The 13,473-nt window shown below is 73.2% G+C and carries 13 protein-coding genes and 1 tRNA gene; 10 read left to right on the top strand and 4 right to left on the bottom strand.

What is annotated here, in order from left to right; genetic code table 11:
- The first annotated feature begins 42 nt into the window (after positions 1-42).
- The 8 genes from ACY34I_RS21580 to ACY34I_RS21615 all read left to right on the top strand — a co-directional run bounded on the left by ACY34I_RS21580 (position 43) and on the right by ACY34I_RS21615 (position 8,328).
- Complete coding sequence (locus tag ACY34I_RS21580) at positions 43-2,247, top strand: GGDEF domain-containing protein (protein ID WP_462756831.1); 2,205 nt, start codon at positions 43-45, stop codon at positions 2,245-2,247.
- 9 nt (positions 2,248-2,256) lie between these two features.
- Positions 2,257-3,252, top strand: coding sequence for a UTP--glucose-1-phosphate uridylyltransferase (locus ACY34I_RS21585; RefSeq protein ID WP_148796744.1), 996 nt, complete (start codon positions 2,257-2,259; stop codon positions 3,250-3,252).
- A complete protein-coding gene (locus ACY34I_RS21590; RefSeq protein ID WP_462756833.1) occupies positions 3,249-4,562 on the top strand; it encodes a molybdopterin molybdotransferase MoeA in 1,314 nt (437 codons plus the stop codon). The genes ACY34I_RS21585 and ACY34I_RS21590 overlap by 4 nt, the downstream gene beginning before the upstream one ends.
- A gap of 139 nt (positions 4,563-4,701) precedes the next feature.
- Positions 4,702-5,310 (top strand): GNAT family N-acetyltransferase, encoded by a 609-nt coding sequence (locus ACY34I_RS21595; protein WP_462756855.1) that lies wholly within the window; start codon positions 4,702-4,704, stop codon positions 5,308-5,310.
- Positions 5,311-5,490: 180 nt separating this feature from the next.
- Positions 5,491-6,285, top strand: a complete 795-nt coding sequence (gene sepX / locus ACY34I_RS21600; protein WP_462756857.1) for a divisome protein SepX/GlpR — start codon at positions 5,491-5,493, stop codon at positions 6,283-6,285.
- Between the two features lie 239 nt (positions 6,286-6,524).
- On the top strand, positions 6,525-7,082 hold the full coding sequence (locus ACY34I_RS21605) for a dihydrofolate reductase family protein (RefSeq protein ID WP_462756835.1): 558 nt from the start codon (positions 6,525-6,527) through the stop codon (positions 7,080-7,082).
- 187 nt (positions 7,083-7,269) lie between these two features.
- Positions 7,270-7,343: transfer RNA gene (locus tag ACY34I_RS21610), tRNA-Ala, on the top strand.
- Positions 7,344-7,785: 442 nt separating this feature from the next.
- Entirely contained in the window at positions 7,786-8,328 is a 543-nt protein-coding gene (locus ACY34I_RS21615) for a DUF4396 domain-containing protein (RefSeq protein ID WP_462756837.1), read from the top strand.
- 60 nt (positions 8,329-8,388) lie between these two features.
- Here the strand turns inward: ACY34I_RS21615 and ACY34I_RS21620 are convergent, their stop codons facing one another.
- A complete protein-coding gene (locus ACY34I_RS21620) occupies positions 8,389-9,024 on the bottom strand; it encodes a TMEM175 family protein (protein ID WP_462756839.1) in 636 nt (211 codons plus the stop codon).
- Positions 9,025-9,159: 135 nt separating this feature from the next.
- Positions 9,160-10,146 carry a phosphotransferase family protein gene (locus ACY34I_RS21625; RefSeq protein ID WP_462756841.1) on the bottom strand — a complete coding sequence of 329 codons (987 nt, stop codon included), beginning with the start codon at positions 10,144-10,146 and terminating at the stop codon, positions 9,160-9,162.
- A gap of 1 nt (position 10,147) precedes the next feature.
- On the opposite strand from ACY34I_RS21625, the gene ACY34I_RS21630 reads away from it, so the two are divergent.
- Positions 10,148-10,354: a hypothetical protein gene (locus ACY34I_RS21630; protein WP_462756843.1), complete on the top strand. Its 207-nt coding sequence runs from the start codon at positions 10,148-10,150 to the stop codon at positions 10,352-10,354.
- Positions 10,355-10,400: 46 nt separating this feature from the next.
- On the opposite strand, the gene ACY34I_RS21635 is transcribed toward ACY34I_RS21630, so the two are convergent.
- Complete coding sequence (locus ACY34I_RS21635) at positions 10,401-11,102, bottom strand: hypothetical protein (RefSeq protein ID WP_462756845.1); 702 nt, start codon at positions 11,100-11,102, stop codon at positions 10,401-10,403.
- 175 nt (positions 11,103-11,277) lie between these two features.
- Here ACY34I_RS21635 and ACY34I_RS21640 point away from each other — a divergent pair, with 175 nt between their 5' ends.
- Positions 11,278-12,405 (top strand): DUF4236 domain-containing protein, encoded by a 1,128-nt coding sequence (locus ACY34I_RS21640; RefSeq protein ID WP_462756847.1) that lies wholly within the window; start codon positions 11,278-11,280, stop codon positions 12,403-12,405.
- 115 nt (positions 12,406-12,520) lie between these two features.
- Here the strand turns inward: ACY34I_RS21640 and ACY34I_RS21645 are convergent, their stop codons facing one another.
- Positions 12,521-13,171, bottom strand: a complete 651-nt coding sequence (locus ACY34I_RS21645; RefSeq protein ID WP_462756849.1) for a glutamine amidotransferase-related protein — start codon at positions 13,169-13,171, stop codon at positions 12,521-12,523.
- Positions 13,172-13,473: the final 302 nt, after the last annotated feature.

A 13,473-nucleotide genomic window follows, 5' to 3' on the forward strand; every position in this document is an offset into this window, starting at 1 on the left:
GTCAGCATCGCAGCAAGGGGCGCAGAACTTCCAGGGGGAAGCTTGACGCTACGCGGGCGGTTGACGGCGGCCTTCCTCGCGGTGGTGCTCGGCCCCGTCCTGCTCGGCGCCTTCTTCGTCGGGTCCACGATGGCAGCGGTCGACCACAGCCGCTCCGCCGAGCGGCTGGGCCTGGCCGCCGCCGGGGTGCGTACCTCCGTGGACGCCCTCTGCCAGCAGTTGCGCGCGGCGGCCGACGCGGTCGCGCTGGTCACCGACCCCGCCGCCCGCCCCCGCGCGGCGGACCAGGTGGTGGGCCGCGGCCTGGCCGCCGCCGTGCTGGTCACCGACGCCGCCGGCCGGACCAGCTACGCCACTCCCGGCGGCCCGGGCCGGCCCTGGCAGGACTGCTCCGGCGCGCCGCCCGTCGCCGGCCCGGTCCGCGCCCTCGCCGCCCAGGTCCAGCTCCGCGACCCGGCCGGCGCCGACCTGGGCACGGTCGCCGCCGCGCAGCCCGTCGACCCGGCCTTCGTGGCGCGGCTCGCCGCGGTGACCGGGGTCGCGGTCACCCTCCTCGACGACCCCGCCGGCACCGACCGGATCACCCACACCACCGAGACCCGGCAGGTACGCGCCGCGGTGCTCGCCGCCGCCCGCACGGTCGACGGGGACCAGGTCACCGAGACCGTCGACGGTCGGTACGTGCGGCGGGTCGGCCCGTCCCCGGGGCAGCCGCTGCCGCTGGTGCTCTCGGTGCCGGGGGAACGCCCGCCCGGCCTGCACGTCGCGCTGGTCGGCGCGGTGCTGCTGGCCGCCCTGCTGGCCGTGCTGGCCGCCTGGCGGCTGGCCCGGGTGACCACGCGCCCCCTGGCCGAGCTGGCCGGCGCGGTGGACCGGGTGACGCACGGCGACCTGACCGCCCGGGTGCCGGTGCGCAGCCGGGACGAGATCGGGCGGCTGGCCGGTGCGTTCAACCGGATGACCCGGGAGACCGGCAGCTACGTGGCCGCCCTGACCAGCAGCCGGGACCAGTTGCGCGGGCATCTGGCGGTGCTCGGCGACACCCTGGCCAGCACCCACGACCTGCAACGCATCCTGCGGGTGATCCTGCACAGCGCGATCGCGGCGACCGGCGCACGGGCCGGTGCGGTGCTGCTGCTCGACGGCGAGGGGGTGCTCGTCGGCCAGTGCGTCGAGGGGCTGGACGACCGCTGGTCCGGCGACGACGCGGCGACGCTGCGGGTGCCGGCCGGGACCGGGGTGGTCGGCACGGTGGCCGCCACCGGGGAGCCGCTGTGCGGGCGGTGGGAGCCGACGGACGCCCCGACCGGGGAACCGGCCTGCGAGACGTACATCGCGGTGCCGTTCGCCGCGCCGAGGGCGGCGGAGCTGGCCGGGCGCGGCGAGCCGGACCGACCCGGGCACCCGCCGGCCGACGACGAGCCGGCGCCGGCGGGTTCCGGCACGCTGGGGGTGCTGGCCCTCTACGACCGGCTCGGCGCCGAGGAGTTCGACGACGACGACCTTTTCACCCTGCGGACGTTCGCCGCCCACGCGGCGGTGGCGGTGGAGAACGTCCGGGTGCACGAGGAGACCCAGCGGCTCTCGCTGACCGACCCGCTCACCGGGTTGTGGAACTACCGCTACCTGCGCGAGTCGATCCGACGGGAGGTGGAACGGGCCAACCGGTTCGGCCGGATGCTCAGCGTCCTCGCCCTCGACCTGGACCGGTTCAAGGACGTCAACGACACCTGGGGGCACGCCGCCGGGGACGCCGTGCTGGTCGAATTCGCCCGCCGGGTACGCGGCGAGATCCGCGAGGTGGACCTGGCGTTCCGGCAGGGCGGCGAGGAGTTCGTGGTGCTGCTGCCGGAGACCGACGCCCGGGGCGCGACCATCGTCGCCGAGCGGCTCGGTGCGGTGGTCCGGGACCAGCCGGTGCCGGTGGACGGGCACGGGGGCGAGCCGGTCCGGGTGGCGGTGACCGTCTCCATCGGCATCGCCGTCTACCCCGACCACGCCGCCGGCGGGCAGCAGGTGCTCGACGCCGCCGACGATGCCCTCTACGCGGCCAAGGCCGCCGGCCGGGACGGCTACCGGCTGGCCGAGCCGCCCGACCCGCCGCCCACCCGGGAGATCCCCGTGGCGGTCGCCACCGTCAGCCCGCCCGACGGGCTGCCCCGGGCCGGTGCCCCCGACGCCTCGGTCGGGGGTCAGGGCGGCGCGTCTTCCGGTCCTCACCCGCCGCGGCAGAGCCGTGGCCGATAGTCTCGCGACATGTCGGAGCACTCAGCGAACCCCTCAGCGGCCGCCGCGACCGGTCGCGCCCGTGCGGTCAAGGCCGTGATCCCGGCGGCCGGCCTGGCCACCCGGTTCCTGCCGGCCACCAAGGCGGTCCCGAAGGAGCTGCTGCCGGTCGTGGACCGGCCGGTACTGCAGTACATCGTCGAGGAGGCCGCCCAGGCCGGCCTCACCGACGTGCTGCTGGTCACCGGGCGCGGCAAGACGTCGATGGTGGACCACTTCGACCGCCGGCCCGACCTGGAGGCGCGGCTGGAGAGCAAGCCCGAGCTGCTGGAGGCGGTACGCCGCCCCGAAGAGCTGGCCGAGATCTACACCTGCCGGCAGCCCGAGCAGCTCGGCCTCGGCCACGCCGTCGGATACGCCGAGTCCCACGTCGGCGACCAGCCCTTCGCGGTGCTGCTCGGCGACGAGTTCGTCAAGATGGACGAGCCGCTGCTGCCGGCCATGCTGGAGCTGCAGGCCCGCACCGGCGGCATCGTGCTGGCGTTCTTCGAGGTCGACCCGGCCGACACCAAGCGGTACGGCATCGCCTCGGTCGAGCCGGCCGAGCCGGAGTTCAACGACATCGCCGACATCGTCAAGGTCACCGGCATGGTGGAGAAGCCGAAGCCGGAGGACGCCCCGAGCAACCTCGCCGTCCTCGGCCGGTACGTGCTCCCAGGGCGGATCTTCGACGCGATCCGGCGTACCGAGCCGGGCAGCGGCGGGGAGATCCAGCTGACCGACGCCATGGAGATCCTGCGCAACGAGGGGGTGCCGGTGCACGCCATCATCTACCGGGGCACCCGCTACGACACCGGCATGCCGCTCGGCTACCTCCAGACCGTCGTCCAGATCGCCGCCGAACGGGAAGACCTGGGCGCCGAGTTCCGCAAGTGGCTCGCCGAGTTCGTCAACCGGGGCGACGAGACGGTCACCTCGGCGATCCTGGAGGGCGTGCGCAACGCGTCGGGCGGTCCCAATACATGACCGCGACGGCCGACGCCGAGGCGGCCGCGAACGAGCTGACGCCGCTCGCCGACTACCTGGGCAGCGTGCTGCGCAGGTTACGCGCGCTGCCTCCGCTCGACCTCGACCTCACCCAGGCGTACGGCAACGTCCTCGCCGAGGACGTGGTCGCGCCGCACTCGTACCCCGCCTTCGACCAGGCGGCGGTGGACGGGTACGCCGCGCGCTGGGAGGACATCTCCGGAGGGAGCCGGGGGCCGGGATACGTCCCGGCCCCCTCCGGTACGCGCGGTGGGCGCAGCATCCGGCTGAACGTGGTCGGTGACCTGGGTGCGGCGAGCTGGCGCCCGGTCCGGCTCACCCCCGGCTCGTGTTTCTCGGTGGCGGCCGGCGCGCCGCTGCCCATCGGCGCCGACGTGGTGGTCCCGGTGGAGTGGACCGACCAGGGCATGGCGGCCGTGGAGATCTTCCGCGCCCCCAAGCGCGGGTACGGCGTCCGCCGCGCCGGTGAGGAACTACCAGCCGGCACCCTGCTCGCCCGCGCCGGCACGTACGTCTCGCCGGCTCTGGTGGCCGTCTTCGCCGCCACCGGCATCGGGCACGTGGTGGTCCGGCCCAGCCCGCGGGTGGTCATCGTGGCCACCGGCGACGAGCTGGTCGACGTCGGCCGGGGCAGCCAGCCCGGCCAGGTGGTGGACACCAACTCGCACGCGCTGACCGCCGCCGCCGCCGAGGCGGGCGCGCTCGCGTACCGGGTGGGGATCTGCGACGACGACCCGGAGGGGCTGCGCGGCCTGCTGGAGGACCAGACGCTGCGGGCCGACCTGATCATCACCACCGGCGGCACGGGCACCGGCCCCGGCGACATGGTCCGGCGGATCCTGTCCCGCCGGGAGGGCGGCCGCGCCGGACCGGTGACCTTCACAGAGGTGGCCCTCTATCCCGGAACGGCCCTCGGATTCGGTACGGTCGGCGCCGAGGAGGTGCCGGTGGTCTGTCTTCCCGGTGAGCCCGGCGCGGCGCTGATCGGCTTCGAGGTGCTGGCCCGCCCGGCCATCCAGCTGCTCGCCGGCGCCGAGCCGGTGTTCCGGCCCAGCGTCCGGGCCCACCTGCTGGAGACGGTCTCGTCCCCGGGTGGGCTGCGCGAGTTCCGCCCCGCGCACGTGGCCGAGCGGCGCGGCGGCGGCTACACGGTGCAGCCGCTGGCCGGCGGGCCGTTCACCCTCTCCGGCCTGGCCGAGGCGAACGGCCTGCTGGTCCTCGGCGAGCGGGTCACCACCGCCGCCGCCGGCTCCACGGTGGACGTGCTCCTGCTGGACAGGCGCAGGTGAGCGCGAGGAGCGAGCGTTCCTGGGCGGCTCGCGTGGGACGCGGCCGTGCAGGAATGCGAGGAGAGCTTGCGAGCCCCGCAGCCGCGAGCGGAAGGCCAGCCCGGTGAGCCTGTTTCGGCGGTCGCCCGGGTGGCCGGTGGTGCTGGTGGACGGTCCGGTGGTGCTGCGACCCTACCGGCGCTCCGACGCGGCCGCCTGGTCGGAGATCCGGCGCGCCAACCATGCCTGGCTGTCCCCCTGGGAGTCCCACCTGCCGGGCACGTGGGACGAGATGAACTCGCCGGCCGCGTTCCGCCTGGTCCACGCCGACCAGCGCCGCTCGGCGCGGATCGGCGAGGGGATGCCGTTCGCGGTCTGCCTGCGCGAGGAGGGGCAGGAGCGGCTGGTCGGCCACCTCAACGTGGGCAGCATCGTCCGGCGCGCGTTCTGCTCCGGCTACGTCGGCTACTGGGTGGACTCCCGGGTGGCCGGTCGCGGCGTGATCCCCACCGCGGTGGCGCTGGCCGTGGACCACGCGTTCGGGCCCGGCGGGCTGCACCGGATCGAGGTGAACATCCGGCCGGAGAACGCGCCGTCCCGGCGGGTGGTGGAGAAGCTGGGCTTCCGCGAGGAGGCGTACCACGTCCGCTACATGCACATCGACGGCGCCTGGCGGGACCACATCGGATACGCGATGACCAGCGAGGAAGTGGCCGCCGAGGGCGGGCTGCTGGCCCGCTGGCACCGCGTACGTGACAGCCGCGGGTGACGCGTCCGACCCGCCACGCCCGGCGCGGCGCACGGTCAACCCGGTCGGCGGCCCGTAACCTCAAGTAACTGCAAGCTGTGGGCAAGCGCGGCGGGCCTCGCACGATCTGCGTCGTGAACGACGTACGGCGGAACAAGGTGCGGTCGAGTGGCGCTCGCCCCGAATCTGGTGACGGGAGGGGTGAGGGTGCCGACCTCGGTGCTCCTCGCCGTCCTCGCCGCCGCCGGCCTGCTCGCTCTCGCGCCGGCGCTGGTCCGTCGGTACGACGCCACCGAGCGGCTGGTGGCGGAGCGGGCGCAGTCGACGGCGCGGGTGCTCCAGCGCCGCCGACGGAAGCGCACCGTGCCCGGACGGCGACCGGTGCGCCCGCCCCGTCACCTCGTGATTACGCTGAGTGAGTCTACGGACACGGATCGTTCCGCTTCCCCGACCTCGGCCCCGCCGGCCCCACGCCGGTCGAGCCGCCTCCGCTCGGTGCCGCCCGCCCCCGCGAAGTCCCGCCGGCGGCACCCCCCGAAGCGCCGCCGGCACACCCCGGCGATCTACCGCCGCCGCCGGGTGCTCGCCGCGCTGCTGCTGCTCAACTTCGTCGAGCTGATCGGCGTGGTGGCGGTCGGCCCCGGGTTCTGGATCAGCTTCTCGGTGACCGGCACCCTGCTCGTGACGTACGTCGTACACCTGCGGAAGCTGGCCCTGGCCGATCGGCGGCGGCGGCGCGCGGAGGCCCGGGAGGCGGCCTGGCTGGCCGCCCGCCAGGCCGAGGTACGCCGGGAGCAGGCGCGGCGCGCCGCGGCCCGCCGGGAGGCACAGCGGCGCCTGGCCGCCCAGCGCGAGGCGGTCCGGCGTACGGCGATGGGGCTGGACCGGCCGGCGGACCTGCCGCCGGCGGCCAGCGGCGGCTCGGTCTCCTACCGCCGGGCGGGCGGCCTCCGCGGCCGCGCCTACGAGGCCGGCCGCGGCTCACACTCGGCCTGACCCCGGCCGGCGGTTGGTCGTCGGCCGGCGCCGGTCGGCGCTCGTCGGCGTTGGTCGGCGTCGCGGTGTCCCGGCGCCACATCGGCGATGTTGCGGTGTCCGGGTGACCGGGACACCGCAACGTCCCCGATCTGGAGCGGAAAGTCTTGGACCGGGGTTGTCGGATCCGGCGGAGGCCGTGCGACGCGTTGATGAGGGCCGGCGCAGGGCCGGCCACGAGTGACGCACAGGAGCGCACCATGGCCAAGATCGTGTCGAACTTCTTCATCTCGCTGGACGGCGTCGTGGAGCGGCCCGACCAGTGGCACTTCCCCTACTTCGACGACGACATGGGCGCCGCCGTCAGCCGCGGAGTGGAGCAGACGAGGGCGTTCCTGATGGGACGGCGGCAGTACCAGGAGTGGGCCGAGTACTGGCCGAACCACACCGGCGACGGCTTCGACGCCGACTTCGCGACCTTCATCAACTCGGTGCCGAAGTACGTGCTGTCCAACACGCTCACCGAGGCGACCTGGCCGAACTCGACCCTGCTGTCGGGCGACTCGTCGCAGGTCGCAGCTCGCCTGCGGAAGATCAAGGACCAGACCGACGGGGAGATCGCCATGTCGGGCAGCGCCACCACGGTCCGGTGGCTGCTGGCCAACGGGCTGCTGGACGAATTGCGGCTGCTGGTCCACCCGATCGCCGTCGGGCGCGGGCAGCGGCTGTTCGAGGAGACGCCGACCCACCCGCTGCGGCTGCTGAGCCAGGAGACGTTCAAGAGCGGCGTACTGAACCTCGCATACGCGCCCGCCTAGTGCCGCTCCCGTCCTCACCTGCGGTGGCTCGGAGATCTTGGTAAGTTTCGGCCCTTCTGGGGGCCTTTTCCTGCCAAGATCTCCTCGTCCGGTGGGGCGATTCGCACCGGGGGCCGGTGACCTGTTAGCCTTGTCGCCGGCCCGCCCGGTGCAAGCCGGGTGGGACCGACGCTGGTACGCCAGCGGAGGGGCTGTGGCGCAGACCGGTAGCGCACCTCGTTCGCATCGAGGGGGTCAGGGGTTCAAATCCCCTCAGCTCCACCCAGCTCAAAGGCCGTTTCCGTCAGTCGGAGACGGCCTTTTTCGATCTTGTACGGCGGCGGAGTGCACCCTCGACGAACCCTCAGGCCGGCGTTTCCCGCAGGCCAGGGACCTGCTCCGGTGGCCATGCATGGGCCAATGCTCCCCTCCCGGCCTGCACTGGGTGCCCGCCGGTGCGCTGCACCGCCGCGTTCTCTGCTGGCTGCGATGAGCATCCTGCGGCCCGGGACGAGAAGTTCCACTACTGCGACGGCTCGCACCGCTCGATACGACCAGGAGGTCTGGGGCGAGCAGGTACGCCAGCACCAGCACCTGCGGAACGAACGCCCCAAGGTGCGCCTCCGACGCCTTTCTGACGGCGACAGCCCGATGAGTGGCGGCGCACACCTGGACACCCATACCCCCTAGGGGTATGGTGAGGTCGACGCAGGGAGGTGCGGACATGGATCTTCACAATCACCAGCAACACGACTCGGCAGCCGTGCACGCGGCGGGGCCAGCGGGCGACGCTCATGCCCACCACGGTCAGGCCGGGAAGCCGACGGCGACGTGGGCGATGGCTGCGGCGGCGACGCTGCACTGCCTCACCGGCTGCGCGATCGGTGAGGTGCTCGGCATGGTCATCGGCACCGGCATTGGCCTGCACAACGGCGCCACCGTGGTGCTGTCGATCGCGTTGGCGTTCGTGTTCGGCTACGGGCTGACCATGCGCGGGGTGCTGCGCGCCGGGGTCGACGTCCGTACCGCGCTGAAGGTTGCCCTGGCCGCCGACACGATCTCGATCGCCGTCATGGAGCTGCTGGACAACGGGTTCATGCTGGCCGTGCCCGGCGCGATGGATGCCGGCCTGACCAGCCTGCTGTTCTGGACCGCACTGGCGGCGTCGCTGCTGGTCGCGTTCCTGCTGACCACCCCGATCAACCGGTGGTTGATCTCGCGGGGCAAGGGCCACGCCGTCGTGCACCAGTACCACCACGCCCACTGACCGACACGCCGAAGGCGGCCGGACACCCTGGGTGCCCGGCCGCCTTCTCGACACCCGCGTTCACGCCGGACCGCCACCCTTGCCAGGGCGCTGCCTCGCCCTGGCGATCTCGCCCCGGATCGGCAGCCAGTAGAAGGGGATGAACGCGGCGATCACCGCCACGCCAAGAGCGGGAAGCAGGGCGCCCAGCAGGGTTCCGGTGGCGATCCAGGTGAGGGCGAGCCGGAAGCGCCGGCCGATGGCTCTCGCACCGGCGGCGTCGAGGGTGGTCACCAGCAGCCGGGGGTGACGGCGGGCGTACGCCCAGATGGCGTTGAACAGAATGGCTGCCAGTTCGAACGTGATGCCGTGGAGGACGACGGCAACCCGCTGCCCCTGTCCCTCACGAAGCGCCTCGGCCAGGACGGAGGCGGCGAACGGCAGGAACGCGATGTCCATCAGCAGCACCGTGTTCAAGAACAACACCGTCCGGTCAGCGGTGCGGATCTGGTCGAACATGACGTGGTGGTTGGCCCACACCTGCCCGATCAACATGAAGGTGACGGTGTAGGCCAGGTAGGACGGCCAGAGCGCGACGAGGCCGTGGAACAGGTGCCGGGCGTCCTGCGGCGGGCGGATCTCCAGGACGAGCAGAGTGACGGCGATGGCGATGACGGCATCGCTGAACGCGACGACCCGCGAAGGGTCGCGCTCCATGCCGAACGGTGTTGCCCTTCCCGATCCCCGAACAGGTCCTGTCACCATCCAAGCGTCAGGCACCAGACGATGCCGCACGCGGATCCGAGCGGCGTGTCAGTGAACCGTCACCGCTCGTGGTCCAGGGCGTCGGTGCTACGCCGCCCAGTCGGACCAGAGCGCCTCGGTGATGTCCGGCCGGTTGAGCGCCGTGGCACACCAGGCGAAGTGCCCGTCCTTCCCTTCCGCGTCGTAGGAGTTGCTGGTCAGCAGCGCGTAGACCGCGCGGTAGACGAGCAGTTGGTGGCGGGTGTGGCCGAGCAGCCGGCACAGGGTCTCGACCCATTCGTCGTCCAGGCTGCGGGCGGCCGGCCCGTACATGTCGAAGACGCCCGCGGCGATGCTCGCCTCGAAGGCCGGATCCGCCTCGGTGGACAGGAAACCCCAGTCGAGCAGGGCCGCCGGCTCGCCGGCCGGGGTGACCAGGACGTTCGCCGGTACCAGGTCTCCGTGCATGGTGACGGTCCGGCACGGGCGGAGGCCGTCGACCAGGTGGCGGACGCGGGTGACCTTCTCGTCGAACCTGTCCACCGCGTTTGCCAGGACCGGACCGAAGGCAGCGACCCGTCGGTCCACCAGGGCGCGTAGCGCGCCGGCCCAGGTGTCGCTGCCCTGCCACATCGGTGCGGGCTCGTCGAGCACGGTCAGTCGGCGGGCCGACTCGCTGCCCGTCGTCCGCGCGAGCGCCGTGACCACCGTGAGCATGCACGTGCCCGCCGTCTCGACCGAGATGTCACCCGCCGCCACCGCGTCGCGCAGGTTCCGGCCGGGCAGCTCGTGCTCGATCGTCACCCCACGGCCGCGCACCGCGTCCACGTCGACCATCCGGGGTACGGCGAAGGGGAGATCCTGCGACCCGAGGTGCTCGTAGAAGTCCTTGATGACTCGCAGCTCGGCCGGCTGCCGGCGGAACCAGAGCTTGCCGACGTGCCCGTCGCCGAGGGCGAAGACGACACCTTCCATCCCCTCGCCGAGCAGGTCGAACCGCCGGTAGCCCTGCCTCGCGAAGAGGTCCTTCAGCTGTTCAAGCGCCGACTCGCCGGACGAACCGGATACCTGCCGTCCGCCCGCCTCCCCACGCACGATGCGCACGCTACCGGTGTCCGGCGCTCTTCGCGGTCCCCGGTGCGTCACCGGGCTGGCCGCCCCGTCCGGCTCGGCCATGCTCACCACGCTCGCCGTGCTGCTGTACGGGCTGCTGCTCGCCGCCTGGGCGACGGTCGCGGCGCGTACCGTGCGGGGCGCGTGGCACGGGCACCCCTTCCTGCCGCCCGCCGTGCCGGCCCGATGACGACGGGAGGCCGTCCCCGGACGGGGACGGCCTCCACGGTCTGCCGTCACTTGTCGCAGGCGATACCGTCCCCGTCGCGGTCCAGGTCGTAGATGTCCCTGCCGATCACCCGCACGGGTCCTTGAACGTACGCCGGACCGTTGCCGCTGCCGCCCGCGCAGTCCACGTCGCTGGCGATGGGCACGCAGCCGCTGTAGTTGGGGTCGCACTTGCTCGTCGTCGGCTTGGTGGTGCGCGGGGCGCTGGTGGTGCGCTTCGGCGTCGGCTTCGGGCTGCTCCGCGTCGGCTTCGGCGCCGGGCTGGGCCGGCTGGTCGTGGCCGCGGGGCTCGGCGACTCGCTCGTGGGCGCCACGGTCGGTGGTTCGCTCGACGGCGCGGGGCTGTCCTGGGCTACGGACGGTTCGGCCAGCGCCCGCGCCGCCGCCGCCGACTCCTTGGCGGCCGGCTTGTCGTCGCCCGGGTTGCCGATGGCGGCGATGCCGCCGCCGCAGCAGCAGAACAGGAGCAGTCCGAGGAAACCCCCGGCGATCTTCTGCCCGCGAGTGATGCGTCGCTTCGGGCCGTTGCCGCCGTCGACCGGAACGGTTACCCATCCGTGCGCCTCGGTCCGGCCGGCAGCCGGGACCTGCGCCGTCGGGTATGGCGGGACCGGTCCGAACTGGGCGGTCGGCGTCTGCCACGGCGAGGGAGGTGGTGGCGGGGGAGGCGGCACCGGCTGCCAGGGGTCCTGCGGGGGTTGGTACGTCACCCGTACCAGTGTGCTTGCGGGCTCAACAATTGCCAGAGGCCAATCGGCCACCACCTGTGTCGACGCTTCGACGCGGGGTGATGCCCGGATTGCTGGCCGGGCTGACCGAGTGTCGGAGTGCCGGTCGGGCAGCGGGATGACCAGGAGCCAAGCCGAGCCGGTCTACGGTCGGCCGGTGGGGTTCTCCATCAAGCTGGCGCCAGGGGTGCGCATCCGGGCCTCGTCGCGGGGGATCCGCACCAGCCTCGGTCCGCGCGCCGCCCGGATCCACGTGGGCGGCGGCCGTACCGGATTCTCCACCGGCGTCGGGCCGGTCGGCTTCTACACCTCAATCGGCGGCGGCCGGCGCGGCCGGTCCGGTGGCGGCCGGACCGCCTCGGCGGCGAACTACCAGCGGCAGCTCGCCGCGCAGCAGCGCCAGGCGGCGCAGGCGCAACGGGCGGCGGAGGCGCATCGCCTCGCCCAGGCCTTCCAGCGCATCCTCGAGCTGCACCGGGTGGACTTCCCGCCCGCCTCCCGGCCGATCGCGCCGGAGCCCGCGCCGCCCGACCGGGACAGCATCCGCAAGCACTACGAGAGCCACGCCCTGGCCGGGATCGGGCTCTTCGAGCGTGCCCGGCGGGCGCAGGCCAGGCAGCAGGCGGCGCAGTGGACCGAGGCCGAGGTACACCGGCAGTGGGCCACCCGGCTCGAACAGCAGGCCGCCTGGCAGCGCTACCTCGACCAGCGCTGGCAGCAGCTCTGCGCCAACGTTCCCGAGGTGGTGCTGGAGACCCTGGAGGAAGCGTTCGAGGACAACGAGGCGCCCAGTGCGGCGGTCGGGGTCAGCGGCGACGAGGTCTCCCTGGCGGTGCTCGTGCCCGGCGTCGACCAGGTGGTCCCCGAGCGGATGCCCACCACCACGCAGGCCGGCAACCTGTCGCTGCGCAAGCTGGCCCAACGCGACCGCGCCGCCTACTACAAGCTGTTCGTCTGCGGCCAGGTCCTGGTCACCGTACGGGAGGCGCTGGCCGTCGCCCCCGGCGTCGCCGCCGTCCGGGTGGCCGTGCTGCGCACCGACGGCGTGGACGCCTACGGCCGGCCGCGGGTCTCCTGCCTGCTCGCGGCGACGTTCGACCGGACCGCGCTGCGCGGGGTGCAGTGGCAGGCGGCCGACGCCGCCGCGATCGTCCACGACACCAGCCGCGAGCTACTGCTCAACCCGCGACCGCGGACCGGTGAACTGCTCCCGCTGGACCTCGCCGGGGAACCCGCGCTCGCCCAGCTTGTCGCCGCGGTCGACCTGGCCGAACTCACCGGCTAGGCCGGAGCGGATGCTTCAGCCGCCGCCACCGTAGGCCGCCCAACGCCAGAGCGTGGCCGCTGTCGCTCGCCGTATCCGAGCTGGCATCCCGGCCTTCCCGTGATCCGTCTCGCGGCTAACCATGCCGCCGCGCCGCGGCTGCTGCGCCCCACGCCTGGATGATCGGATGCGGCTCGGCGCCGCCCGCCAGCTCGGGCTGGAACAGCGTGCCGAGGAAGAACGGGTGCCCCGGCAGCTCCGCGACACGTACGACATCGTCCTCGTCGAACCCGGTGAACCGCAGGCCGTGCTCGGTCAACGCCTGCACCGTCGCCGGGTTCAGCCCGTACGAGCAGTGGTAACGCTCCCTGGTCCGGTCCGCCCCCAGCGCCCGGGCGAAAAGGGAACCCTCGGTCGCGCTGACCAGGCACTCGTCGCCGCCCACGGAACACGAGAGCGGAACCAGCACCTCCTCCTCGGCCAGGCCGGCCACCTCGGTGGCGAACTCGGTGACCGCCAACTGCATCCCGCCACAGGTGCCCAGCAGGGGGATGCCCGCCCGGCGGGCGATGCCGGCGGCGATCACGATCCCGGTCTCGCTCTGGTAGGGGCTGCCGGTCAGCCACACCCCGTCGAAGCCCGCCAGGGTTCCGTCGGCCTCGGTGGTCGGGATCCAGGTTGCCTCGACGTTCGGGCCGAGCCCGGCAACGGCGCGGGTGACGGGCGCCTGCCCTGCGGCGTCGAGCAGTGGATCTCCGACCAGCGCCAGCCGCGCGAGGGAAGTCATCCAGCGATCGTCCTCGAACCGGGCGCCCCGCACCACCCCGATCGCTGGCATGTGGTGGGTACGGTGCGACCCGGCGCCATCGGCACGAAGGGGCGACGGGACGGTTGAGGCTCACCGACTTGATCAGGAATCATCAGTGATCATAGGTTGACCGTGTGGAACCTCCTCGACTCTCAAATGCCGCGCAGCATCTCGGTGTATCCCGCTGGCGCTAGGCGTATGGGTTGACCCGGGAGAGATTCAGGTGACGTGGGTCGGGCGTAAGCGCTGGTTCTCCTGCATCGGTGTTGTCGAGGCGATGG

The organism is Micromonospora sp. RTBAU3-60 (genome assembly GCF_054963695.1).

Coding starts and splice junctions, on each gene's coding strand:
- ACY34I_RS21615 (WP_462756837.1), top strand. CDS start 7,786: ATGGATCTTCACAATCACCAGCAACACGACTCGGCAGCCGTGCACGCG.
- ACY34I_RS21585 (WP_148796744.1), top strand. CDS start 2,257: ATGTCGGAGCACTCAGCGAACCCCTCAGCGGCCGCCGCGACCGGTCGC.
- ACY34I_RS21620 (WP_462756839.1), bottom strand. CDS start 9,024: ATGGAGCGCGACCCTTCGCGGGTCGTCGCGTTCAGCGATGCCGTCATC.
- ACY34I_RS21645 (WP_462756849.1), bottom strand. CDS start 13,171: ATGACTTCCCTCGCGCGGCTGGCGCTGGTCGGAGATCCACTGCTCGAC.
- ACY34I_RS21590 (WP_462756833.1), top strand. CDS start 3,249: ATGACCGCGACGGCCGACGCCGAGGCGGCCGCGAACGAGCTGACGCCG.
- ACY34I_RS21605 (WP_462756835.1), top strand. CDS start 6,525: ATGGCCAAGATCGTGTCGAACTTCTTCATCTCGCTGGACGGCGTCGTG.
- ACY34I_RS21630 (WP_462756843.1), top strand. CDS start 10,148: ATGCGCACGCTACCGGTGTCCGGCGCTCTTCGCGGTCCCCGGTGCGTC.